The sequence below is a fragment of the Hahella chejuensis KCTC 2396 genome (assembly GCF_000012985.1).
Taxonomy (GTDB): domain Bacteria; phylum Pseudomonadota; class Gammaproteobacteria; order Pseudomonadales; family Oleiphilaceae; genus Hahella; species Hahella chejuensis.
This window is the reverse complement of record NC_007645.1, coordinates 3,854,098-3,878,481: the sequence shown is the minus strand read 5'-3', so window position 1 is coordinate 3,878,481 and position 24,384 is coordinate 3,854,098. Positions and strand designations below refer to the sequence as shown.

Here is a 24,384-nt window from a genome sequence, read left to right as displayed (position 1 = left end):
TGCATTCCTTTGTGGTCAGCATAGAAAAATCTGGCCCTTTACCCGTTAAGGCAGGTCTGAGTAATTGGTTGATCATTATCAGCCCTTACGAAGTTCCATCATGGACATGATGCGTCTGGCGTCATCGCGCATGCGTTCGGACCGCATCAAGCGATTTCCTATTTCGAGCTGCATCCAGAAGCTGATGGTGAGGTAGTAATCCTTGTTTAAGGGATAGGCCCAGTAGTAGGTGTGGTGGCGCCCGGCCATGCCTTCCGAGTTGATGTGGTAGGCAAGCCAGTCTGCGCCATTGATGCGTTGTTTTGTGTAGGACTCGGGTAGTTTCACTAAAAAACCGGAGACAGGCGTGTCGCCCATCAAAACCTTGTTATTTTCGTAGTGCTGTCTGGCTCTCAGGTTTATGCCGCCGTCTGTTTCGTAGTATGTCCAATATTCTTGTTTCAGGTAGGACGCCAGACTATTAAGGTCGCCCTCCGATATGGGGGCGTGAGGTTCTGCGCGATTAACATCCACATGCAAAGACATTCTGCCTAGTTGGCCAAAACTGCCCTGTAGGAAAAGCCCACGATAGGCCCACCACTCAAACCCCATTTGCACAAAGGTGCGGTTGAACTCTTTGTCGCAATCATACGTCGTGAACAGGTCATTATTTAGATTCAAGTGCGAAGGATTGGGCTTCTTCGGTATGCCAATATCAATGGCGTTCCCTGGCAGTTGATACCTCAGCCGATAGTCTCCTATGTTGCATTCCTTTGCAGTAAGCCTTGAAAAAGCAGGCCCTTTGCCCGTTAAAAGCCGCTTCAGCTGTCGCTTGTTCATAGTAAGCCCAATATTTCTTAACCATCAGGCTTTTCGAAGCACGACCATCGACATAATACGCTTGGCGTCTTCGTACATACGCTGGTACCTCAGCTCCTTATTTCCGACTTCAGAGGTCAAATTGAAATTGAACGTCAGGTAGTAGCCAGCGCTCAATGGATAAGCCCAGTAATAGTTCAGGCCTCGGCCGACGCCTTCGCCGCGAATGCCGTAGTGCAGCCAGTCGACGCCATTGATTTTTTCTCTGTAGTAGACCTCCGGCAGATGGGTGACTAACACGAGTTTCCCGAGTGGAATGTAACCTTGGGCGCTCATTTCCTCTGGGTGCTCAAATGCGTACCGCGCCTCCCAGTTGGCTCCGGGTTTTCCGTCTTTGTTTTTCTCAGTTTCGTAGTAGTCCCACAGATCCTTTCTCAGGTATGTCTCCAGGCTTTCGAGGTCTCCCTCGACAATAGGGTGGCGGGACTCTACGCGGTTTACGTCAATCGTGAGGCTCAAGTCGCTGAGCTTGCCGGAGTAGCCTTGTATGAATAGGCCTCTGTATGCCCACCACTCGAAACAGGCATGCACATACTCCCGGTTGAACACTTTCTCTATGCTCGCCTCGAAAACGTCCGGAGTGAGATTGACCTGTGTAAGGTCGGGGTCTTTATGTTTGGCTAACCTCTGAACATTGCCCGGTAACTTGAAGTTCAAGTGATAGTCGCCGATGCGGCATTCCTTCGCGGTCAGTTTTGAAAAGTCTGGCCCTTTGCCCGTTAAGATTGGTTTGAGTAGTTGGTTGATCATAATAGGCCTAACTCTTTCATTGTATGCTTCGCCAGCCTTTCCGCTTTTCTTTGATAGCCATTCATTTGCAGGTGCCTGATGGCGCATTCGGCGTTGAGGAAGGGTAATGTATGGGGGCTGGCTTGCACTGGACGCTTATTGCGGAATACCAGGAACATGCTGTTCATACTGCGCAAGAAAGAGCCGGGGGAGAGGTCATTGAAACCAGCAAGGTTTGGCACGAGGTCGTTTGGGTGGTCTCGTTTGATTTCATCAATGATTATACCTGCCTGCTTGAAGGCCTTCTCTGCGCGAGTCTTCTCGTTACCTCCCGCATGAATGGAGACTCTTTGTCCCTCCAGGCGTATGCCTCTCTGATTAATCAACTCAACGGCCCTCGTCAGGATAATGCCGCCTTGACTGTGCGCCGTCCATTTACGTTTCAACCCTTTTTGCTGGTTTTCGATCAACATAACCGCCAGAAATTTCGCCAGCTTGGTGGTCGAAATTTTATCCGCGATACATTCGAAGAAATCGATTTTCCCACGAGTCGGGTTGTAGATAAGCGTATAGGCTTTGGCGTAATCGTCCCAGTAGGCGGTATCCATGTGAACGCCCATAAGCCAGGAAGCTTTTGTCAAATCATTCGACATGCCATTAATCGCAACATGCTCCGTTCTGATCATTGGAACTGGCTGTGGCCTTCCCCAAGCCTTTTCAAGCATGGGAATCTCCCTCTCAGTTATCTCTTCTCGCCACCGAATATCAGACTCCCGCTTCACCTCAAACAATCCCATCTGCTGCATGTTCGCCGGTGTTTCAATCTGGGTAATTTCCCGCTCCAGCTTCATCCGATTAATAACAATCATCTCGGGATTCACGCTGTACATAAAACTGATTCCGCCTGAGCAGATCTTATGGCGCATGAACATGGGCGCTTTTTGAAAGCCTCTGCTGTTCCAGCCATAGCCGCCGTCGCTGGTTAGCTTAAGGGCCTCTTTGTATACCTGGGTTTTTTCATACAGATTCAGGCTGCGCATAAAGACGTCTGCTTCCCTGGTGATCATCAGCTTTTTACCGGCCTTGGGAGTTTGAGAGTTCCAGGCAGGGAGCGGGTTTTCCAGCGGCGTAAGTTGATGCTGCGGAGGAAGGTTGTTGTTTTGCATTTCGCTTTCCTTAGATGTGCAAGAAAAGCAATAATTCTAGTGATTTACTTGTGTAAAGCAATTTAACTTTTGTTCGAGGCTGTTTGGTCTAAAAGCTGGCTTGTATACTGTGCGAAAAGGCTCGAATTATCAGGGGAATAGGAGGTTATCTTTGACTGACCGTGATGAACTGCAGCGGCGATAAATCCGATCTTTTGGCAAGCAGACTTGTTTTTATGGGTTGGCGATGACGCGGCGACGTCTTCAATGAGTCCCAAGGCGACAACGTTTGGACTGGAGATATACGGTTGCAGAGCAGGGGGGCATCGAATCGCATCTATAACGACGGAGTTAATCTGTGTTTGCTGTATGCGCTAAGCCAATCAGAATGAACGCTGATTTCACGCAAAAACTATTAAGGGTTTTGTTTCATCTGGGCGCTAACTTAAACGGAAAATAAAACGCCAGCGAGTGATGCGGAAGCGCAACCAAGCTGGTATGAAATAAAAAGTCTGAGCACCGAATTCAGCAGGGATCAGGGATTTATTTATGGCATTAATACATGTGCAAAATGCGATTAATATTGCTGAGCAGTGGCATCAACAGAACCGGCGGATTACGTGGTCTCCGTTAGTTATGCCGCCTCAGGTCATGGGGCGTCGCTGGCGTTATACCAGCTCCATGGAGCGCTGGGCCAGAGGGTTGGATCATAATGTTCCCAACCCGCTGACGATGGGTCCCAATCAGATAGAAATATGCTGTTTTGAAATGCTGTTTCTGGCCGCGGCCGCAGCCCAGGCGCCGAGACAATTTTTCTCTGATCGTTATAACCGGGCGCATACCGCCAGAGTGATCAACGGACGCAACTGGGGCGTGCAGATCATGCGTAATATGTTCCATAACGAAACCTTTTACCCCTGGCCAGCGCCATTTCCCGCCTCACTCAATCGCGGCGACGTCGTCGTTTTTTCCTACCGCAATCAACCTCTCTACAACGGACACTACCAACTGGGACACGCAGTCCTGCTCACCGGCCAAAGAGACGCTTTTGGCCGACACATCGCCATGAGCTTTTGCGGGACCAATACGCAGCCAGTCACCCGGGTGGAGAGAGTGACCGTTGAAGAACAGATTCTTAACGGCGGTAACATGGCCAGGGCGTTTTATGGGAGACCCGCCTGGTTGGGAGCGTAGGGTGTATTTAAAAGGTAAGGGGGAGCTCCTCATTAGCTAAAGTTTGGCGGATTTAAGACTGGATGCCTTTGGTGCTTCTACTCGTGTGGACGGTAAGAAATGAGTAAGTCAGAAAAAGTGTATGTAGAGATTGACTGGTATGATGGTGCGTGATTTGGCTTGGGGTTATGACGCCAGAGAGAAGTTGAAGCGTATTCATCGAATAGAGTAGTGATTCAAGTATGAAAACTTATGCTGCGACGCTCTTTTTCGGCGTTATAACCGCCTCACTTATGACGTATCTAGGACTCTCTCACAACGCCATGGGCGAGTTTTGTCGCAACCCCGGAGAAGTGGCGTGCGATATCGATTGGGTCATGGTTTTGGGGTTGTGGATGTTCTGGATGTGTGTTGTTTCTGGCGGTTTGGGATTATTGGTTTTTGTCTTTAAAACTTTCAAACGTACGGGGCAATAAGCTCCCTGTCAGCTTGGCCCAAGATACTGTAGACCATGAAATGGGCGGCGCTGTCCGCACAGAAAGTTCCTGTTCGTTTCCTGCGTTATTTCGGGCGATTGATAGCCGTCCGTGTGGGCTCTCACATAGGCGCGAAGGCCTGTTCTTCAAAACATGGATTCCTACGCCATTTGGGGGGCGTTTGGGACGTATTCCCACTCTAGACTCGGGAATGCGCCCTAATAACGACGACCAAAAAGGACTGGATTCATGCCAAAAAAGAAACTTCGACTCGCCCTCTTATCGGCTCAGCTGCTGTTCGCTGGCGTCAGCGCCGCCGGCGCGCAGGGCGTTTTCGCCGCCGACTGCCCCGCCAGCTGGGTTGAGGGAGCCCAATATCAGGTTGCGCAGGAAGTGCTGTATCAAGGCGATATCTATCGCGCCTTGGTGACGCACACCGCCTATCCCGGCGCTGGCTGGACGCCGGAGGTGGGGTCTCTGTGGGAGCGAGTCAGGCCCGCTGGTTGTGATGGCGGTGATGATAGCGACGGTGGTGATAGCGACGGTGGTGATAACGGCGACGGTGACAGCGGGGGAGATGATGGCGATGGCGGTGATCATGGCGCCGGCGAAGGCCCCTATAATGGCGCGCCCATCCCGATACCAGGCGTGCTGGAGGCGGAGCACTATGATTACGGCGCTTTCCAGGACACCACTCCCACCAACGAAGGCGGCGCTTTGCGTCAGGACGCCGTGGATATCGAGGCCAGTACGAGCAATGGCTATAACATCGGCTGGATCGAGCCTGGAGAATGGCTGGAATACAGCGTTAACGTCAGCGAAAGCGGCGTCTACACCATGTCCTCACTGGTCGCGGCGGAAAGTGCGGAAGGCCGTTTCGCGGTAAGCATTGACGGAGCCAGAGCGGTGGAAGTGACGGCGCCAGTGACTGGCGGCTGGCAGAACTGGACCTGGGTGGACGCGGGCCTTGAGTTGAGCGCCGGCGAGCATAGGTTGAGAGTCACCATGCTGCAATCCGGCTTCAATCTGAACGCCCTGCAATTCACGCTGGGGGACGGCCCTGGACCAGACCCTGACGTCTCTCGCCTGTGGGCCGGCGCCAATCAGTATCAGCTTGCGCATATGTCGGAGGCGGACCGTCGCAAACAATTGCAGGCGATGAAAGACAGCGGATTGAAAGTCTTACGCGTCTTCGTCACGCGCAGGGGCGATGCGCCATGGGAAATTCAACCAAAGGGCTGGACCTATGAAGAACCTTTGGGCGTATACCACGACGATCAGTTGGAGAAAATGGATAAGTTGATGCAGGAGTGCCAGGAAATGGGCATAAAGATGGTGCTGGCGTTGATCAACTTCGCCTACGCCCAGGACTCCAACTCCGTTTATTACAATGCTTTCGGCCCCGTAGGGATGTATCGGCAGGATGCGATAGACGCCTATAAAAAGCGCTTCACTCATTTTCTTAACCATCAAAATCCTTACCTCGGCAATAAGAAATGGAAGGACATTAACGATGTGGTGCTGGCGTGGGAAATCGCCAATGAATCCGGCGTGTCCCTGGCGAATGAGAACCTGTCGAACGATCAGAAATACGATATCCACCGCAATTTCCTGACCCAGATGGCCGCGCATCTGAAAGCAGAAGATCCAGATACCTACGTCTCCCTGGGAATCGCCGGCTACGATAAGTACTACAACAAAGGCAGCGCTGACGACATTAAAACGCTGGGCGACATTCCGGCGGCGGATATCTATACCTTGCACTATTACGGCGGCGATCTGGATCAATGGTTGAACGACGCCCTGCCGTCAGTGCGACAGTGGGGCAAACTGTTGTTCGTGGAGGAGTTCGGCAAGGAGCGCAAGGTGGGGATGGAAGCGATGACGGATGAATACCGCCATGTGGCGGAAACCGCGCGGCGTCGAGGCATTCCCTGGATGTTCTGGCGTATGGGGTTGCGCAAGGATGAGAATACCTGGTCGATCATGAATGACGATGGCGTCTGGCGCGACGTGGTTGATCCCGAATCCAAACGGATATCGGAGATCGAAACCAGCGACCCCTGGTTGCGTTAATCCCTCAATCCAGCAGACAAGTCGCCTCCGTCTATTTGTCTGCAAACGACAGGGCTGAGAATAGCTGACCCTGTGTTACTATCCTCTGGCTATACTGGAGGCGTTGGATGCATAAGTCCGACGCCTCCTGAATTGACCACTATCCGACATATCCCACAAACAAATTTGAGAGCCTGTGAAGACCTATCCGCGCCAACACGCAGCTCTCGTGAGGAGATAACATGCCGAAGGGAATCAAAGTCATATCCATCATCAACACAGTTTTTTTGTTGCTCAATCTGGTGCTGGTCATCATCGTTGCTGATGATTTATCCCGCTATGTGCTGATGGCGAATTGCGTAGCCTGGACCCTGTGCGGACCCTTGCTGTGGGTGCGCTCGAAGTATGTCTGGATGCTGGCCAGGCCGTTGATATACGGCTGGGCGTTATTGACGGTGTTCGGCATGTTGATGGGAGATTGGGCGTCTTTGCTTATCAGTTTGATCACTGGCATTCCGTTTCTGGTCTACATCATTGGCGTTCGCGGATACCTGAATGAGGACCACGTCAGAGCCTACTTTGGCGTACCGCCGAGTGAAGTGAAAACAACCCAGGAAGATGAAACCGCTCCGGCGTGAGCTGGAACTCTGGTTTTATATCATCCGATTCCCAGGCCATATTCCCCCGTTCGCCCTGAGCTTGTCGAAGGGCTTTCCAGAGCGCTAGTTTGAAACCGTCATATACGTCACGACTCTAGGATAGGGTGATTTTCCTCTATTCGCCCAGGAGGGCCCTTCGACAGGCTCAGGGCGAACGGAGTGGGAATAAGCGCGAGGGGAATACATTCTAATGATCCTTGAGGATCGTGTGATGGTGCTGTGCCTGGGAGGGCCCTTCGACAGGCTCAGGGCGAACGGAGTGGGAATAAGCGTGAGGGGATGTTCGTTTTTTGTCTTCTTTGGCATAACGCGAAGCCCCTGCAACTACAGCTTATACAGCTTCTCATAAAACCCGGTTGTGGTGACGGTTACGGTGACCGGTTGGGCGCCGCCGTTGTGCCAGTACCAGCCGTGAACGCCCTCAAAGGGAGCCTGGAAAGCGCCGTTGGCGTTGGTTTTATTTCTGCCTGTCCAATAGCTGGTGAATTCGTCGCCGGCATTGGGGCGTTCGCCGTGCATATCGAAGTTGACGGGGCCTTGCGCTTCCCACTTGAACATGAAGCGGTCGCCCTCCTGCATTTGCGCCTTGATCTCGGCTCCTTCATTGGGACCGAGAGTGATGGTCAGCGTGTCGTTGCGCAGAGGGGCGCTGCTTTTCCATACCGGGTTGAGCAGGGAGGCGAGCTGGGCGTCGCTGATCATGGGGTCTTCCACCGGCTCCGCCGTTTCCTGCGGGGCGATGGCGTTGAGCTGGGTCAGGCCCAGGTAGCCGCCGACGCCGGTGGGATCGATGCCGTATTCCGCTGGCAGCACCGTCGTGACGAGCAGGCCCGCGCCAACTACCAAGGCGATGGCGGTTGCTTTAAACAGTGTTTTGCTGGAAGGCGATTCAGCGCGGTTGCGGTGGGTGATGTCATGCATGTCGATTATCTCAAGAACTCACGAAAAAGCCGGTGAGTTGGTAGCCTATTAACATAAATCCGGCGCTCATCAGGAGCACATTGGCGGTGAAGGCCTGCTTGGCGAAGGCGTCAGTTTTGCGCCAGAAACTCATGATGATGAGAATAGCGCTCAACGCCAGTAACTGGCCGATTTCCACACCCACATTGAAGGCGATGATATTGGGGATCAGGCCATCCTGGGACAGCGTGAAATCCTGCAACTTTGTCGCCAGCCCGAAGCCATGGAAAAAGCCGAAAATAAGCACCGCCGCTTTGGTGTTGGGCTGAAAGCCGAACCAGCGACGGTAAGCGCCAAGATTATCCAGCGCTTTATAGACGACGGATAGACCGATGATGGCGTCGACCAGATAAGGATTGACTTGAGCGCCGCTCAACACGCCATACAGCAGCGTAATGCTATGTCCGATGGCGAACAGCGTGACGTAAACGCCGATGTCTTTCATCCGATACAAGAAAAAAATCACGCCGATAAGAAACAGCAGGTGATCATAGCCCGTCACCATATGCTTGGCGCCGAGATAGATAAAGGAGATCAGGTGCATGCCTTCCGCCTGTTCGATGAACAGCGCGTCGCCTTCCGCCACGCCGTGGGCGAATACGGGAGAGGCGGCGATGGCGAGCAACAGCAGGAAGAGAATGGAGGGGCCGCGAGCGCTAACCGTCTTATTTTTATATTGAGTTGAAGAAATCAAAACCACCCGGCATGGCCTCCGAAGTCGATGTATGAGGTCGCTGTCGTAATTGCCGGAAAACTATAGCCCAGCTGTAAAGCTGAACCTATCAGCCGAATTGCTGAACTTGTCGCTTTTGTGAAGAGTTGAAGTACAGAGTCAGCGTCAGTCGGGTTTGCGCGAGCGTTGAAGTCTGGGATCTGTTATTGCGATACTCTTTAGTCCCGTAGCATGCCTCAATTTGATTATGGCCAAGAAACGCAAAACGAAACCTTCGCCCAAGAATCCTCTGGACGCCAGCTGGCTGCTGGCGGAGGCGGATAAGCGGGATAAACTGGAGGCGAGGACGGCGAGAATAAGCGCCAGGAACGCCCGTATCGCCAGCAAAGTCGTGACAGAACTTGTGCGGATGGACGCCGACTGGGAGCAAATCTTCAAGGCGTTGAATCCCCGCAAAGACGAGAAAATTCAAACACTGTTGCTAAGGTTTCGCGGCCCACATATGTTCGCTCCTCATGTGGCGTTGAATATCCTGCAACACTGCCTCGAATCGAACCCGTCCCTGGACTTGAATGGCCTGGTGAACGCGGCGGTTGATGAGTCAGGTAAAGTGACTAAGTTTAGAAGTTAGCGCTGCGAGCGCCTGCGTGCTACCACATACAATTGAGAGTGAATGTAATGAAATACAATGTGATGTACATAGAAGAGAAATCAGGCGTGGCTGCATTGGAAGCCAATATTGGCCAAGTCTTCTTTTCAAAGTCAGGGAAAACGCTTGAGTACAAAGGCCGTAAATTTAAGTCGCTAAAAGGATCTGGGTTTAAGGCCAATTACTTCGATACGGAGACGGGAGAACACTATTGGTTTTCAAATTGCCGCAAAGATGGCAATGATGGGTTGTACAGAACCAAAGTGTTTGTTGACGAAGAAGTTCGCAGAGAATATTGGGGTGATATACGGAAAATGCCTGAGCGAATAGAGCAGGCCCATTTTATCTCTACGGGAAAACATAAGCCCAATGGTCAGGAGATTAAGAGTAAGCGTACGAATGTATAGAGCCTTAATAACACATTGTCTGAGTTAAATATAAACTCCGTATTACTGTCGAGTCGTTAAATGTTCCTCTTTATTTGGAGAGGAGCCTATTAAGTATATGACGGCTTTTAACTGGCGTTATTTCGACTATTCGCCAATAACTCGTCTCTATGTTCGGTCATCCAATGGGCCAGTGAGTCCAGTGTCGGTTTCAGCGTTTTTCCGAGTTCTGTAATCCGATACTCAACCCGTGGCGGCATCTCCGGGTATTCCTGTCTGGAAACGATGCCTAAGGATTCAAACGTCCTGAGTTGTTTGGTTAATTCCTTTTGCGTAATGCCGCCGATTCCTCTTTGCAGGGCGCCAAACCGAATAATATCGTCAGTAATAATCAAGCGATATAAGGTGGGGATCGCCCATTTTCCTGAAACGATATTGATGAAATCCGTCATTGGACACCGTGATTCATCCTCAAATTTTTTATCCGAATAACTGATTTTCTCTTTAGTATCCATTTGGAACCTACTGTTTTAACGGAAATAGCCTGCATATACTATAAATCCTCTAATGAATTGCAAGTAAAGGCGAATAGTATGTCGAGAAGGCTGGATGGGAAGTACGCGTTAATTACAGGTGGAACGGCGGGAATCGGTTTGGAGACGGCTAAACAGTTTCAACTTGAAGGGGCGACCGTTGCGGTAACCGGGCGTAATGAATCCGGGTTAAAGTATGCGCAAGATCAACTGGGAGAGTCTGCGCTGGTTATAAAGAATGACTCTGGAAAAGCAGATCAACAAACTATATTGGCGCAGCAATTATCTGATAATTTTCCGCGCATTGATATTGTATATATAAACGCAGGCGATGTGACGCATAAACCATTGGATGAATGGGACGAAGATTGCTTTGACCATGTTATGAACGTTAATTTAAAGGGGCCCTTCTTTTTAATACAGTCATTATTGCCTTTATTGTCTGATTCGGCGTCCATTATTTTATGTGGCAGCGTATCCGCCTACATTGGATTAGCGCAAAGCAGTGTGTACGCGGCGAGCAAGGCGGCGCTTATCTCTTTATCGAGGACGCTGTCCGGGGAGCTGCATCACAAAGGAATTCGCGTTAATACTCTCAGCCCTGGCCCAACCTATACTGATGCCTTTCAGAAGTTTGGTTTATCGGAGGAAAAGCAGCAGGAACTGATAGAAGAGGTTCAGGAGCTCGTGCCTTTAAAGCGAATGGGAACGCCTTTGGAACTGGCGAAAGCCGCCGTTTTCCTGGCGTCGGATGAATCGGCTTACATGCTGGGATCTGAGCTGTTGGTGGATGGCGGGGTTGGAAATTTATAACTGGGAGAGATTTTCCAAGAGAGTCCACCTGACGCGCCGGTAATCTTCAGGCGCCGGCGGACGCTATGGCTATCTTATTAAGGACATGGCTGTTTATCTAAGTTCATGACTGCTTATCTAAGTTCATGACTACCTATTTAAGTTCATGACTATCTTTTTAAGTTGATGATAAATTCGTCATCCTCCAGGTGACCGATGACCAAAGGCTCGTCCGCTTTCACCAGGACGGTTGAATTATAGCTGTGGCGCGCTTTGGACTCTTTCGTCTCGCTGATAAATTCGACTTCCACGATGTAATCCGCATCCTGTTTTTGGATTTTCCCGGAGAGTTGTACTTTTTCCTTGTCTGTTTCTTTCGTGCTTGCAAAGGCGCTGTTTTCGTTAATGGGCGCGGTAATGGCGGTCTCGCCGAAAGTGAACACTACTTCTGTGGGTTCTTTGGTCTGATTGGACGAGCAACCGATTAAAAGTGAGCACATTGCGAGCATTAATTGGGACTTGATCTTCATTCTGCGATATCTATACATTTCAAAAAAAAGAGCGCTAACTATTCGCTGTTTTATTAACGATGTAAAGTTAATAATTCCAGTGACTTAGGCGCGTATTGAAAATCCTGGCGGCGTGGATTCTCTGCAATTTCACTTGTCTGGAGCCGGCTGATTTCTCTGTCTTATATGAACCTGCTCCGCATCCAGCAGGGCGCGCTCGCATTTTCACTTGGAAACCGTTTGCACTGATTTCTCGTAATCACTCCGTGGAAACTATAAAGTAGAAAAAAATCACAGGGTTGCAGCCAGCCATGAACGCGCGACAGCGTTTTTATCAAACTCGCCGATGCATGATGGATCTTGGCTCCGCCCCTGACACTCAATCCAATCATAAAAGGCAGGATCAAACTGTGTATGTAATGCTGCATGAGCCGGGCTCGTGGTTTCTTTTTGAGCAGGACAGGAAGTTTTACCTCGACGCCAGGTGCTCCCGTTCGTTTGTGGATTTTTCTATCTTGATCGAACTCAATGAGGAGGAGTGCGAGGGGTATCAAGCTGAGGGCAAGGCTTTCATTGACCAGTTGGCGACGCGCATCAACGCCTGTCAGAACGAGTTTTTGCCCAGAGACATCACCAACGCTCACCTGGCTGCAGTGAGCCAGGCGGTTTCCGAATGGCGGGAAACCACCGTCAGGCACTAGTCATCGACAGACACAAATCAACGTAAGGGGCGTTTTTCCAAGCCTGTCTGCATCAGCTAGCGTTTTACCCCACCGGCAATAGCCCTGACAGCAAGGTCGCAATCCCAAGAAATGACATGAAACCGGCGATGTCGGTGATGGTGGTCAGTACGATGGAGGAGGATTGCGCCGGGTCCAGACCGAGCTTCTTGAGCGCCATGGGCACCAGCGCCCCCGCGCCGCAGGCGATGGTCAGCGACAACACCATGGCGAGAGCGATAATCAGCGCCAGACCGACCGAGCGGCTCCAGATCCAGACGCCGATAGCGCAGGTCACCGCGATAATGACGCCGTTGAGAAAACCGGCGAAGCTCTCTTTGCGAAACACCTGTCCCATATTGCGAAGGGTGATTTCCTTAAGAATCAAACCACGCATGGTCACCGCCAGCGCCTGGGCGCCGGCGTTGCCGCTTTGCCCGGCGGCCACGGGCAGCAAGATGGCCAGGGCGGTGTACTGGGAAATAATGCCTTCAAAGGCGCCAACCACGCCGGCGGCCACGAACGCGGTCACCAGATTGATTTGCAGCCAGGGCATGCGTTTGCGGACGGCGAACCAACTGCTGGACAGGGCCTTTTCGTCCTTGCTGGCGCCCACCATCGACGCCATATCAGAGGCAAGGTCCTCCTTGGTGCGCTGATAAATATCCGCGCTGCGAATAACGCCGACCACCTGATCATGCACATCCAGCACGGGAAGACAGTTGACCCGCATGCCTTCGAATTTTTCAATGACGTCGTCGGCCGGGTCTAAGGTGCTGAAAGACGCAGTGATCGGGCGCGCGATTTTGGCGGCTTTGTCCTTGGCGTTGGCGAGAATCAGGTCGCTTAACTCAAAGACGCCAATGACGTTGCGCTCGTCGTTGATCAGGAAAAAGGCGTCCATGTATTTGGGACGCCGGTATTTTATCTGCTGCAGCACTTCCTCCACGGTGAGATGGGAGTGAAACATCTGCACTCTGGAATCCATCATGCGGCCCGCCGTATTGAGCGGATAGGAAAGCAACTCGACCAGCTCCTCGGCGGTTGCTTTCTCTGACGCGGCGATGCGAGTCACAATGGCCTCTCTTTGGGTATCCTCCAGGCGTGACAGCAGTGCGGCGCTAAGTTGAATATCCAGTTTCAGAAGCAGTTCCGTTGCGGCGACCGGGTCCCAGTTGGCGATCAGTTGTTCGCCCAGTCCCGGAGGCATGTACGGGAACAGATTGGCGACGACGGCAGCGGGTTGTCGGCTCAAGAGTGCGGCGGCCTCCTGGTCCGGCATCTTGGCGATTTCGCGCGCGGCTTTGGCTGGAAAACGCAATAAATAGGCGTCTGTGAGCTGCTGCGCGGTGTCTTTGATGTAAGACGTCGTGTTGTCCATGTGAGATTCCTCGCCAGAGGCTTTGAGTGTCGTTCGCCTTGTCTGTGAAGCCGGGTCATACCAGTGAGTCGCGCACCACTTCCACCATCGCCTGCATGCTCTCGCCATGCGCGCGCAGCAAATCCAGCGCCGCCGACCCGGAGGGCTTTTGCGGGGCCGCCAGCCAGTCGGAATGCGTGGAAAGAAGCTCGCGTAAACGGCTATGCCAGATCACGCCCATGAACTCGTTATGGTGAAACACCACTGGTGCGAAATCCTGCGTGGCCCACAGCGGATGACTGGCGGCGTTGCTTAGGGAAAGCCGACTGTTCAGACTCGCCAGCGAGGGTTTGACCAGCGCGCCCAGAATGACCTGCCTGGAGGAGCGCAGCAGTTTGACGGCGGGTATCGCGCCAAGGGGCGACCGTTGTTGATCGATGACGAAAATGACCCGTTCCTCCTGATACTCCCGCTTTTTCAGGCGGGTCATGGCGTCTTCCACGGTCATGTCGCGGGTGAATACCGGCGCGTCTATTTCGGTCCAGGCGCCCAGCATGCTATTGCTGTAGGAAAGCAGCTGCTGACACAGGGTGCGGCGCGCCAACGGCAGCAGGTTCAATACGGTTTCTCTGTGTTTGGGCGGCAGGTGGCGCAGAATATTGCAAAGCTGATGCGCGCCTATTTCAGCGCTCCATTGAGTCGCACTGCTCTCCGGCGCGGCGTGAATCACCGTCGCGCAAAAACGCGGCAGCATTTCCTTTAACACACTGATGGATACGGGCAGGGGCGCGTTGGCGAGGAACTGCGCCACTTCCCCTGGGTCTCTGTCCTCCAGCAACCGCGCCGCCGCCCTGGGCTCCTGACGCAGAAAGCTGAACGCAAGCTGGTAAGTCTGATCGGTCATGGCGAAACTCCGTCTGTGTCGGATATCAGCGGCGGTCTATTTCTCTTTGGCGTGGTTGGCGGCTCCGGCTTTTATCTGGCTGATGTGCTCCATGAAGAAGGAGCCGGGAATCGCGGTTCTGCCTTGCGGCGTCTCCAGCACGATGACGGAGCTGGTGATATCGACGATCACGCCGTCCACGCCGGCGATGCTGACTTCGTCACCCAGTTGCACCAGCTTGTTCATTTGCTGGGAGCCGATGATGTTCGCCACCAGATACTTGGCGCCGAGGGCGAACGCCAGGGAGAAGCCCCCTGCAATGACGGCGGAAAGAATGATAGTGAACTGGGTGAAAAACTGAATGTTGATGCCGATCTGTTCGATGCCTATCACGACGGCGATAAAGATCACCGTAAACTGCACGCTGCGCCCCATAAGCGCCGACTGTCTGATGCCCACGGACTCCGCCGCAGAAGTCATCACCAGATTGATCACTTTGCTGAGCAAGTATCCTCCCAACATGATCAGCATGCCGGCGGCGAAATGAGGCAGATAAAGCAATAACTGACTCATCCACTGGGAGACGATATTCAGTCCCAGACTATTGGCGCCGGCGGCGATGAAAAACAGCAACACCAACCAAAACACGGCTTTGCTGATGACGTTGGTGTATGACTGCCGCAACTTGAGGGAGGCGGAGCTGGTGGAGAAGCGCGCGAACACCCGGCCTAGCAGACGTTCCAGCAGAGTCACTCCGGTACGCACGGCGCGCGCCAGCGCCAGGGCGATAAAGAAGCCAAAGAAGAACAACGCCAGTGCGCCCAGAATATTGGGCGTAAAGGCGATCAACTGCTGAATCGTTTGTTCGTAGGTCTGATGTAAGAGTTCCCGCCAATCTTGAGTTTGTATCGGGTCCATGGATGCTCTCTTGATGATAAAGAAAAAGACTAACGCCAGCGCTGGGTAACGATGGCTTAACCTTTCCCCTTGGGCTTATTAGGGCCGTTCAGTACGTCCTTAACAATGTAGTCGATGATGGCGCCGGCGATATCCTTGTTGGTCGCGCTTTCGATGCCTTTCAGGCCGGGAGACGAATTGACCTCCAGCACCAGCGGACCGTGACTGGAGCGGATAATGTCCACCCCGGCCAGATCCAGCCCCATGACCTGCGCCGCCTGTACGGCGAGCCGTCGTTCATTGGGTCGTAACTTCACCACCTGGGCGCTGCCGCCGCGATGCAGGTTGGAGCGAAACTCGCCCGGCTGCGCCGTGCGCTGCATGGCGGCGACCACTTTATCGCCGATCACAAAGCAGCGGATGTCGCTGCCGCCGGCTTCTTTTATAAACTCCTGCACCAGGAAGTCGGCTTTCAGGCCGCGAAAGGCGTTGATCAGGGTTTCCGCGGCTTTATCGGTCTCCGCCAGCACCACGCCGTTGCCGTGAGTGCTCGCCATCACTTTGACGATCAACGGCGCGCCGTTCACGGACTCGATCAAATCATTGGTGGCGTCCGCCGAGTGCGCGTAACTGGTTACCGGCTGCCCCACGCCTTTGCGGGCCAGAAGTTGGTGGGCGCGCAGTTTGTCGCGGGAACGGGTAATGGCGATGGATTCGTTGATGGAATACACCCCGCTGACTTCAAACTGACGCAGCACTGCGCAGCCATAGGTAGTGACGCTGGCGCCGATGCGGGGGATCACTGCATCGAACTGCAATTCCTCAGAGACGCCGCTGCTGCGATAGCGGACAGTGGGCGCGTTGGTGGTGATGTTCATGTAGCACTTCAACACGTCCACCACCCGTGGCTCATGTCCCCGCTCACGGGCCGCCTCCACCAGGCGGGAAGTTGAATAGAGTTTGGAGTTTCTTGAGAGTATGCCAATTTTCATTATTTTTTATTCCTTTGCTTTAGTCCTTGCGAAGCTTGCGGGGCGACTGACATCCCTGTGACAGCCTGCCAGCCCCTGACAAAAAGAAGGGGTTAAGACACGTTTGCGAGATCGGACTGCGATATCTCTTGGGACTGCTGTTACTTCGAACTGCGATAACTGCGGGCAGCAATAACTAAAGTATAGACCCGAAGTTCCATTTAGACGTGGCGTATGGGGGGCTATTTGGCGGAAGTGTTGGATGGCGCTTCGCTTATCCAACCTACGTTTATTGCTGTGTACTGGAATGCATACGAAAGCGGGAACTAAACGTTTTAATTGAATACTACCACTCGTTTTTTCAAAACAGAGTAGGTTGGAAAAGCGAAGCGCCTTCCGACATTAAGATGGACTACAAAACGACTGACTTTCAGCCGCAGGGGCGTCAGACTAAGCGGTCGCTGGAGTTGTCGAGGTCAGAAAATCCAACAACGCCTGATTAAACAATTCTGGCTGATCCATCAGCGGCAGATGACCGGCGCGGGGAATGCGGTGCAGTTTAGCGTTCGGCATCAGCTTGGCCGCGGCCTCGCCATGTTCAATGGCGAACAGTTGATCTTGCTCTCCCCAGATAATCAGCGTCTCGTTGTGAATGCGCCGCAGCGCTTCCTCCGGCAGGGCCGCTACTGCTGCGCCACGGCCTTGAGTGAAGGCGTTTTTGCCGCCAGGGCGTTTGAGCACTTCAATCGAGTAATGAGCGTGGTTGGGGTCCCGGTTATTCGTATCGAACAGTAGCGAAGGGGCGAAAAAACGATTCGCCCATGCAGAGGGGAAACTGTTCAACCAGATCATGCCGACCATCGGGCGCAGGGAAGGCTGCGCGCCCAACGCGGCGGTGTCCACCAACACCAGCTTGTCTACTTTGTCCGGGCAATCCAGGGCGAATTGCAGGGCGATGGCTCCGCCTTGGGACAGGCCGACGATATGCGCTTTGGATATATCCAGCGCCGCCATGAAGTCCTGCAGCCAAGTGGAAAAATAAGGGCGATCATAGGGGGCGTCAGGTTTGTCGGACTCGCCGTAACCGACGATATCTGGCGCGATCACATGATAGTGTTGGGATAGCGCGCCCAGAGAGGGATACCAAGTGACCGCGCCGGCTCCGGCGCCGTGCAGACATATCACCGGCGCCCCAGCGCCGGCGGACAGATAGGCGGTGTTGATATTCCCTGCGTTAACCTGATTTTGCGCGATGGGCGCGCCCATTCTATCTATCAGCGCCTGCCGATAGTTCACATTTTCCATTAGGTAACATCCTGAAATTTATAGTGATCCATCAAGTTTAGAGGCGCAGCCTAACGGGATTGGCCCGGTTAAGTCAATAAAATGGGGGTAAAATTAAGCGGGCCGTTTCTGGTCAGCGCTTTGGCGGTTTCAGAGGAGCGCAAATAGCATCAATAAATCATGTCGCAAGACCCTCCCGCCGAGGCGCGATAGGGAAGTCGGATGAAAAAACTGCTGCCCTGACCGAGTTCGCTTTTCACGTCAATGCTGCCGCCATGCAGCAGCACCAGTTTGTGCACCAGAGCGAGACCCAGGCCGGTGCCTTCCACGTTTTTCTTTTTGATGGAGGATTCGGCCTGTTCAAAGGGCAGAAAGATGCGTTGCAGATCTTGTTCCGACACGCCGCAGCCCTGGTCGAACACCTGAATCAGCAACTCCTGATCGTCATGCAGACTGACTTTCAAACCTACCTGCTTGCCGCTGTCGGTGAACTTGATGGCGTTGCTGAGCAGGTTGATGAGAATCTGTTTGACCCGCAGAGGGTCGAGTTCCGCCGGTCCTATATCTTCTTGAATGTCCGTCAACAGGATGATGCCGTGGCGGGACGCTTTTTCCTTGATGATGCCAATGACGCTGTTGACCAGAATTTCAATGTGAGTAGGTTGGATTTCCAACTCCAGTTTGCCCGCCTCGATTTTGGACAGGTCCAATAAATCATTGATGATGATCAGCAGGTAGGAGCCGCTGTCGTATATTTCCTTGCAATACTCCAGCTGCTTTGGATTCAGTTCGCCCATCATGCCGTCCAGCAGGACTTCCGAATACCCCAGAATGGCGTTGAGGGGCGTGCGTAATTCGTGAGACATGGAGGATAGAAAATTGATCTTGTACTGATTGGACATGCCCAGCTGACGATTCTGTTCCCGTAACTGCTGCTGGCTGCGTTTGAGTTCGTCATCGAGGCGTTTATGCTGCAGATGATGTCGAATGCGCGCGAGCATGATGGGAAAATCCACCGGCTTCTCAATGTAATCGTTGGCGCCTTGCGCGAACGCGCTGATGATATCTTCATGCGCGTTTTTGGCGGTGACCATTAGCACCGGCAGTTCGACGGAATTGAAGTTTCTACGCAGGATGTCCAGCACCTCCATGCCGTCCATTTCCGGCATCATGACGTCCAACAGAATCAGGTCGGGGGGTTGCTTCTCCACTTGTCGCAACGCCTCCCGGCCGCTGAGGGCGATGGCGCAGCGAAATCCTTTGCGCTCAAGCCGCCGGTTCAGCAGGTCACAGTTATTCTGGTTGTCATCAACGATCAGGATGGATGCATTGTCCGTTTCTTCGCTCATTGCGTCCTCCAGGCGGATAGACCGACGCCCCTGGCGCAGACTGCAGGTCGGCGTCGCTGACTTTCCCTGAGTCCCCATACCTATACCTGAGTCTTCATACCTATACCTGAGTCCTCATACCTATAAAAGCTACCGCTAATTTGACAAAAATCAAATTCAGGACTGTATTAAGAGACAGAAGCTCATGGAGCTGAAATAACCGGGCTAACGCCCGAATGCGAGACTCTTCCTTCGTGGCTGTAGAGGGATCTTTCTTCGCTGAGAATCCTTGTTCTGTAACATTCATCCTTTCAACGGCAGGAGCCTGTAGTCATGCACCCACTCACCGGTAGCAGGCTGCTTATTGTTGATGACGAGCAGCGCAACACCAAACTGCTTACGGATATATTTCGGGCGCAAGGATTTGACGCCATCCCTCTGAATGACGCCAACGAAGTGATTGGCGCCGTCGCCAGCTACGAGCCGGACTTGATTATTCTGGACGTTATGATGCCCGGTAAGACCGGGTTTGAACTGACTCGGGAAATCAAAGCCCAGGAGCACTGGAAACATATCCCCATTATTCTTCTCACGGCCCTGGCCGACCGCGATTCCTGCGTGTCGGGACTGGAATGCGGCGCGGAGGATTACGTCAGCAAACCGTTTAACCGGCGCGAACTGCTGGCGCGGGTGAACAACCTACTCAAACTCAAGAAACTGCACGATTTTCAGCACCAAAACCTGCGCTTGCTGGAGGAGTATGATTCCGTCACCGGCTTGCCCAAAAAAGATATTTTGATGGAGTTGATCGACACCCTCATCAAGCAGAAAAACAACGCCAACGTCTGCGTGTGCGTCTGCGAAGTGGACATGGATCAAACCCTGATCGGCCTGCTTAGCAGTCATGACCGTGACCTGTCCGAACGTCAGGTCAGTCGCACCGTGGTGGAGCGCATGTCGTCTATTTTTCCGCCGGGCATGCTGCTGGGCTGTCTTGGCTCCGGCAAATTTGGCGTGGTGCTCGAAGCTGGCGAAGAGGAAGGCGCGACGCATTTGCGCCTGCTGCAGCAGAAGTTGAGTCTGCCCATTCTGGTGGAGGGACAGGAATTCTTTCTTAAATTCTCCATAGGCTATGCGCCGCCGCCCCATCCCCGGCTGGAATGGATAGTGCTGTTCAATCATGCGGAAATTGCGGCATTAGAGGCCAGGAAAGAAGGCGGCAATTTAGTGAAACGCTTCGCGCCTGAGATGGACGCAGTGAATCATGAACGCTGGTGGATGTCGCGGGCGTTGTTTCAGGCGGTGCGAGAACAGCAATTTGAGGTCTATTACCAGCCCCAGGTGGATATTCTGCAGGAGTCCCTGGTGGGTTTTGAGGCTTTGCTGCGCTGGAAGACCCCGGAGAAAGGCCATATCAGCCCGGCGCGTTTCATTCCATTGGCGGAGGAAAACGGACAGATCTACGACATCAGCCTGTGGATGATGGAGCAGGTGTGCCAGCAGATTGCGTTATGGAAACGCGCCGGCAAGCGTCTGCGCATGGCGATAAATATTTCTCCGGTGCAACTGCATCGGGATGAGTTCACCCAGGACTTTGTGGATCTTTTCACCCGCTATCGCCTGTCCCCCAATGACTTCGAACTGGAACTGACGGAAACCAGTCTGATGGACCCTAAGGGCGGAGGACAGTTGCGGGAGTTGTGGAGCCAGGGTTTCGACATCGCCATTGACGATTTCGGCACCGGCTACAGCAATCTGGAGTATCTGCGCAAATATCCCTTCAATCGCTTGAAGATCGACCGCTCGTTCATCAGCAATATCTGTGATTCCGGCGACGATTTCGCCATCGTTAAAGCCATTCTCGCCATTGCCGAGCATATGGGCTTCAAAGTTATCGCCGAAGGCATAGAAACGGTGGACCAATTGGCGCGTCTGCGCAGCCTGGGCTGTCATGAAGCGCAGGGATATTTATTCAGCAAGCCGGCGCCCGCCGCCAACGCCACGGCCATGCTGTTCAATGGACTTAAGGCGCCGGCTTAGGGCGCCTCGAAAGGCGGACGGGACTTGCATAGCTGGATTTAATGGCTAAATTTTGAACTACACTTTATCTACTTTTATTGATTAGTTATTTAGGACGGTATCTTAAGCGTTTGTTGATGATTCGACGGCGGCGCCCATGACGTCGGATCATTCACAGGCCCTGACTGGAAGACCAATAACGCATCGGCGCAAATGGACGAATGCTATGGCGAAGACCATTCTGATCATTGACGATTCCATCTCTCTGCGGCAAATGGTGGACCTTACGCTCAAGTCCGCAGGCTACAACGTAATACAGGCGGAAAACGGCCAGGACGCGCTGGGGAAGTTGCCTGACGCCAAGCCCAGCTTGATAGTCTGCGACGTGAATATGCCCGTCATGGACGGCATCTCCTTCGTCAAAGAGCTTAAAAGCCTGCCTGAATACAAATTCACTCCGGTCATCATGCTGACGACCGAAAGCACCGAAGATAAACGAATGGAAGGTCAGATGGCGGGCGCCAAGGCGTGGATGGTGAAACCGTTCCGCCCTGAAGCCATGCTCAAGGCCGTCCAGAAACTGATACTGCCCTGACGCGCAGTAACCCGCCAGGGAGGGAGACACAATGAGCATAGACTCCCAGCACGACCCCGAGCAGAACCGGCTGACCTTGAACGGCGAGCTGACGATCTATTGTGCGGCGGAAGCCAAAGCGCCCTTGCTTGAACATAAGGATATCGACATTGATCTCAGCCAACTGACGGAGCTGGACGGGGCGGGTTTGCAGCTACTGATCCTGGCCAAGCGGGATCGGGGCGCGCGACTGGTGAACGCCAGCGAGGCGGTCAACAAAGTGTTCTCGCTGACCGGACTCGCCGACATGTTGGAATAAAGCGGTTTATTCTGAGTGAATCTAAACTACGCCAAGGCGTAGCGCGAACGGTAGGGCCGCCATGGCGGCGGTCCGGGAAGGAGCCCTTCTCTAACGCCCGGATGGCGACAAATAAGCCGATATGGCGAATAAGACTTGCCGGGCTGACAGGCGCTGCGCTGGTCGATGAACCGACCTCGGCGACGCAAACTGCAGCCTGCGTCACGGAAAGGGAAGACGGATAATGAGCCTGGATTTCAGCGGCGCCTTAAAAGCCTTCGCCCAGGAAAGCAAAGATCTGTTGGCGGAAATGGAGCAGTCTCTGCTAACCCTGGAGGAGGAGGGCGCCAAAAAGGAACTGGTGGATGCGGTGTTTCGCGCTGCGCACACCATCAAGGGGTCTGGCGGGCTGTTTGGACTGGATCATGTTGTCGCCTTCACGCACGATGTGGAAGGGGTGCTGGACGCGGTTCGCGATGGCCGCCTGGACATCGACGGCGATCTGATCAGCCTGCTGTTGAGTTGCGGCGATCAGATTGGACGACTGGTGGAAAGCTCCCTGGCCGGCGAAGTGGAAGAGGCGCTGCTGCGTAAAGGCGCTGCTTTGCAGGCGCAGTTGCAACGCTATCTACCCGGCGCCGTCATGGTCGCAGCTCAGGAAGAGGATGCTGGCGAAGCCGCTTATGGGGCCCGCGGCTGGCATATTTCACTGCGCTGTGGTCGCGATCTGCTGCGCGACGGCATGGACCCTCTCAGCATCCTGCATTATATCTCCACCCTTGGCGAACTGACCCGGGTCACCACCTTCTGCGGACATATGCCGGCGGCGGAGGAAATGGACCCGGAGTCCTGTTATCTCGCCTTCGAAATAGACCTGATCACCGAGCAGGCCAAAGAAGAAATTGAGGATGCGTTTGAATTCGTCAGCGCCAGCAGTGAGGTGCGCATCACGCCGGTGGGTGATCCGGATTCCTGGGACGGCGCCATCGAGGCGGCCCCGGATGAGGACCAACGACTCGGTGAGATTCTGCTGGATAGCGGCGCGGTCACCCGCAATGAGCTTGAGCAGGCGCTGAAACAACAGGAGCGCACGCCGGAAAGGCCCAAGCTGGGAGAAATACTGGTCGCCCGCCACGCTGTGCAGGAGAAAACCGTCAGCACCGCCCTGGAGAAACAGGCCAGCGCAGTCAAAAAACAACGTCAGGACAGCTTCCTCAAAGTTGATGCGCAAAAGCTTGATCACCTCATCAATCTGATCGGCGAACTGATGATCGCCAACGCGGAAGTGCGGGTGCGGGCGGAACGCATTCAGGAATCCGTGTTGCATGAATCCGTCGCCAACTCCACCCGCTTCATCGAAGCCGTGCGCGATTGCGCCCTGAGCCTGCGCATGGTGCAGATCGGCGATACCTTCAATCGCTTTCAACGGGTCGTGCGCGATCTCGCCCGTGATCTTGGCAAGGATATCCGGCTGGTGGTCAGCGGCGGCGACACTGATCTCGATAAAACCCTGGTGGAGCGCATCAGCGAACCTTTGACCCATTTGGTGCGCAACGCCATCGACCATGGCGTCGAATCGGATGCGTTACGCCGGGAGCGGGGCAAGGCGGCTACCGGCGTGATTCGTCTGAACGCCTTTCATGAGCGCGGCAGCATTGTCATTGAAGTCAGCGATGACGGCGGCGGCATGAATCCGGAAAAAATCGTCGCCAAGGCGATTGAGAAACAACTCATCCGCAGTAGCGAAGGGATGAGCGACGGCGACATCTTCAAGCTCATTTTCGAACCCGGCTTCTCCACGGCGGAACAGGTGACCAATGTTTCCGGCCGTGGCGTCGGCATGGACGCGGTGAAGAAAACCCTGGAAGAGCTGCGCGGCAGCGTGGAGGTGGAAAGCGAACTGGGCAAAGGCTCTACTATTCGTCTGCGCTTACCGCTGACTCTGGCCATCATTAACGGTTTTTTAGTGGGTGTAGGGGACAGCAAGTATGTGGTGCCCATGGAAGTCGTGGATGAGTGCGTCGAGTTGAACGGCGACGGCGGCGGCGACTTCATGGGGTTGCGGGGCATGGCGTTGCCGTTTCTGCGACTGCGGGAACTGTTCAGCATCGACGGGCGGCCCGCCGATCGGCAGAGCGTGGTGGTGGTGCAATACGCCGGCCGCCGCGCGGGGCTGGTGGTGGATCGTCTGATGGGCGAGCTGCAAACCGTCATCAAGCCCCTGGGCGATATCTTCACGCCGTTGAAGTGGGTCAGCGGATGCACCCTGCTGGGCAGCGGCGATGTAGGGCTGATATTGGATATACCGGAGCTGGTCACCCGGGCGGAACACGCCCAGAACCAGTTTGCGGGCAGGAAAATGGCGGCGGGTTAACGCCGCAATGGCTTGCATGAGCGATGGGACGAATTCATTGACTGAAAGTCCGTAACAAAGCCAGGACCGCCAGCGCCACA

25 protein-coding genes are annotated in these 24,384 nt (G+C 53.8%); 12 read left to right on the top strand and 13 right to left on the bottom strand.

The features are described from left to right. Positions 1-78: 78 nt before the first annotated feature. The 3 genes from HCH_RS16745 to HCH_RS16735 are packed head-to-tail and all read right to left on the bottom strand — an operon-like array spanning position 79 to position 2,753. Positions 79-819, bottom strand: a complete 741-nt coding sequence (locus HCH_RS16745; protein ID WP_011397541.1) for a hypothetical protein — start codon at positions 817-819, stop codon at positions 79-81. Between the two features lie 24 nt (positions 820-843). Then, positions 844-1,608 (bottom strand): hypothetical protein, encoded by a 765-nt coding sequence (locus HCH_RS16740; protein ID WP_041598729.1) that lies wholly within the window; start codon positions 1,606-1,608, stop codon positions 844-846. Then, positions 1,605-2,753: a hypothetical protein gene (locus tag HCH_RS16735; RefSeq protein WP_011397539.1), complete on the bottom strand. Its 1,149-nt coding sequence runs from the start codon at positions 2,751-2,753 to the stop codon at positions 1,605-1,607. The genes HCH_RS16740 and HCH_RS16735 overlap by 4 nt, the downstream gene beginning before the upstream one ends. Before the next feature lie 528 nt (positions 2,754-3,281). Between HCH_RS16735 and HCH_RS16730 the strand changes: the two genes are divergently transcribed. The 4 genes from HCH_RS16730 to HCH_RS16715 all read left to right on the top strand — a co-directional run bounded on the left by HCH_RS16730 (position 3,282) and on the right by HCH_RS16715 (position 7,074). Further along, complete coding sequence (locus HCH_RS16730; RefSeq protein ID WP_011397537.1) at positions 3,282-3,926, top strand: hypothetical protein; 645 nt, start codon at positions 3,282-3,284, stop codon at positions 3,924-3,926. 221 nt (positions 3,927-4,147) lie between these two features. After that, positions 4,148-4,381, top strand: coding sequence for a hypothetical protein (locus HCH_RS16725; RefSeq protein WP_011397536.1), 234 nt, complete (start codon positions 4,148-4,150; stop codon positions 4,379-4,381). A 249-nt stretch (positions 4,382-4,630) separates the two neighbouring features. After that, positions 4,631-6,457, top strand: a complete 1,827-nt coding sequence (locus tag HCH_RS34280) for a carbohydrate-binding protein (protein WP_011397535.1) — start codon at positions 4,631-4,633, stop codon at positions 6,455-6,457. Between the two features lie 221 nt (positions 6,458-6,678). Then, the gene (locus HCH_RS16715; protein WP_011397534.1) at positions 6,679-7,074 is read left to right on the top strand and encodes a hypothetical protein; all 396 of its coding nucleotides are present in this window, start codon (positions 6,679-6,681) and stop codon (positions 7,072-7,074) included. A 345-nt stretch (positions 7,075-7,419) separates the two neighbouring features. Here HCH_RS16715 and HCH_RS16710 read toward each other — a convergent pair whose 3' ends face one another. Next, entirely contained in the window at positions 7,420-8,016 is a 597-nt protein-coding gene (locus HCH_RS16710) for a hypothetical protein (RefSeq protein WP_011397533.1), read from the bottom strand. 10 nt (positions 8,017-8,026) lie between these two features. Continuing rightward, positions 8,027-8,746, bottom strand: coding sequence for a HupE/UreJ family protein (locus tag HCH_RS16705; protein WP_049781225.1), 720 nt, complete (start codon positions 8,744-8,746; stop codon positions 8,027-8,029). Between the two features lie 229 nt (positions 8,747-8,975). On the opposite strand from HCH_RS16705, the gene HCH_RS16700 reads away from it, so the two are divergent. Then, positions 8,976-9,359 (top strand): hypothetical protein, encoded by a 384-nt coding sequence (locus tag HCH_RS16700; protein ID WP_011397531.1) that lies wholly within the window; start codon positions 8,976-8,978, stop codon positions 9,357-9,359. Positions 9,360-9,406: 47 nt separating this feature from the next. Further along, the gene (locus tag HCH_RS16695; RefSeq protein WP_011397530.1) at positions 9,407-9,784 is read left to right on the top strand and encodes a hypothetical protein; all 378 of its coding nucleotides are present in this window, start codon (positions 9,407-9,409) and stop codon (positions 9,782-9,784) included. Between the two features lie 107 nt (positions 9,785-9,891). Here HCH_RS16695 and HCH_RS16690 read toward each other — a convergent pair whose 3' ends face one another. Beyond that, the gene (locus HCH_RS16690; RefSeq protein ID WP_011397529.1) at positions 9,892-10,278 is read right to left on the bottom strand and encodes a winged helix-turn-helix transcriptional regulator; all 387 of its coding nucleotides are present in this window, start codon (positions 10,276-10,278) and stop codon (positions 9,892-9,894) included. A gap of 78 nt (positions 10,279-10,356) precedes the next feature. Between HCH_RS16690 and HCH_RS16685 the strand changes: the two genes are divergently transcribed. After that, positions 10,357-11,109, top strand: coding sequence for an SDR family oxidoreductase (locus tag HCH_RS16685; RefSeq protein ID WP_011397528.1), 753 nt, complete (start codon positions 10,357-10,359; stop codon positions 11,107-11,109). Between the two features lie 149 nt (positions 11,110-11,258). Here the strand turns inward: HCH_RS16685 and HCH_RS16680 are convergent, their stop codons facing one another. Further along, positions 11,259-11,618, bottom strand: a complete 360-nt coding sequence (locus HCH_RS16680; RefSeq protein ID WP_148212594.1) for a hypothetical protein — start codon at positions 11,616-11,618, stop codon at positions 11,259-11,261. 389 nt (positions 11,619-12,007) lie between these two features. Here HCH_RS16680 and HCH_RS16675 point away from each other — a divergent pair, with 389 nt between their 5' ends. After that, positions 12,008-12,298, top strand: a complete 291-nt coding sequence (locus HCH_RS16675; protein ID WP_148212593.1) for a hypothetical protein — start codon at positions 12,008-12,010, stop codon at positions 12,296-12,298. Between the two features lie 64 nt (positions 12,299-12,362). On the opposite strand, the gene HCH_RS16670 is transcribed toward HCH_RS16675, so the two are convergent. From HCH_RS16670 to HCH_RS32450, 6 genes are all read right to left on the bottom strand, one after another. Beyond that, the gene (locus HCH_RS16670) at positions 12,363-13,697 is read right to left on the bottom strand and encodes a magnesium transporter (protein WP_011397524.1); all 1,335 of its coding nucleotides are present in this window, start codon (positions 13,695-13,697) and stop codon (positions 12,363-12,365) included. Positions 13,698-13,752: 55 nt separating this feature from the next. Beyond that, positions 13,753-14,580: a magnesium transporter MgtE N-terminal domain-containing protein gene (locus HCH_RS16665; RefSeq protein ID WP_011397523.1), complete on the bottom strand. Its 828-nt coding sequence runs from the start codon at positions 14,578-14,580 to the stop codon at positions 13,753-13,755. 36 nt (positions 14,581-14,616) lie between these two features. Further along, positions 14,617-15,477 carry a mechanosensitive ion channel family protein gene (locus tag HCH_RS16660; protein ID WP_011397522.1) on the bottom strand — a complete coding sequence of 287 codons (861 nt, stop codon included), beginning with the start codon at positions 15,475-15,477 and terminating at the stop codon, positions 14,617-14,619. A gap of 56 nt (positions 15,478-15,533) precedes the next feature. After that, positions 15,534-16,448: a 30S ribosomal protein S6--L-glutamate ligase gene (rimK, locus tag HCH_RS16655; protein WP_011397521.1), complete on the bottom strand. Its 915-nt coding sequence runs from the start codon at positions 16,446-16,448 to the stop codon at positions 15,534-15,536. A 429-nt stretch (positions 16,449-16,877) separates the two neighbouring features. After that, a complete protein-coding gene (locus HCH_RS16650) occupies positions 16,878-17,732 on the bottom strand; it encodes an alpha/beta fold hydrolase (protein WP_011397519.1) in 855 nt (284 codons plus the stop codon). A gap of 149 nt (positions 17,733-17,881) precedes the next feature. Next, positions 17,882-19,060, bottom strand: a complete 1,179-nt coding sequence (locus HCH_RS32450; protein WP_049780974.1) for an ATP-binding response regulator — start codon at positions 19,058-19,060, stop codon at positions 17,882-17,884. Between the two features lie 312 nt (positions 19,061-19,372). Between HCH_RS32450 and HCH_RS16640 the strand changes: the two genes are divergently transcribed. The 4 genes from HCH_RS16640 (at position 19,373) to HCH_RS16625 (ending at position 24,304) form a co-directional block, all read left to right on the top strand. Then, a complete protein-coding gene (locus HCH_RS16640) occupies positions 19,373-21,079 on the top strand; it encodes a putative bifunctional diguanylate cyclase/phosphodiesterase (protein WP_011397517.1) in 1,707 nt (568 codons plus the stop codon). A gap of 205 nt (positions 21,080-21,284) precedes the next feature. Beyond that, entirely contained in the window at positions 21,285-21,653 is a 369-nt protein-coding gene (locus HCH_RS16635; protein ID WP_041598726.1) for a response regulator, read from the top strand. 31 nt (positions 21,654-21,684) lie between these two features. Beyond that, a complete protein-coding gene (locus HCH_RS16630; protein ID WP_011397515.1) occupies positions 21,685-21,951 on the top strand; it encodes an STAS domain-containing protein in 267 nt (88 codons plus the stop codon). A gap of 223 nt (positions 21,952-22,174) precedes the next feature. Then, the gene (locus tag HCH_RS16625) at positions 22,175-24,304 is read left to right on the top strand and encodes a chemotaxis protein CheA (protein WP_011397514.1); all 2,130 of its coding nucleotides are present in this window, start codon (positions 22,175-22,177) and stop codon (positions 24,302-24,304) included. Positions 24,305-24,384: the final 80 nt, after the last annotated feature.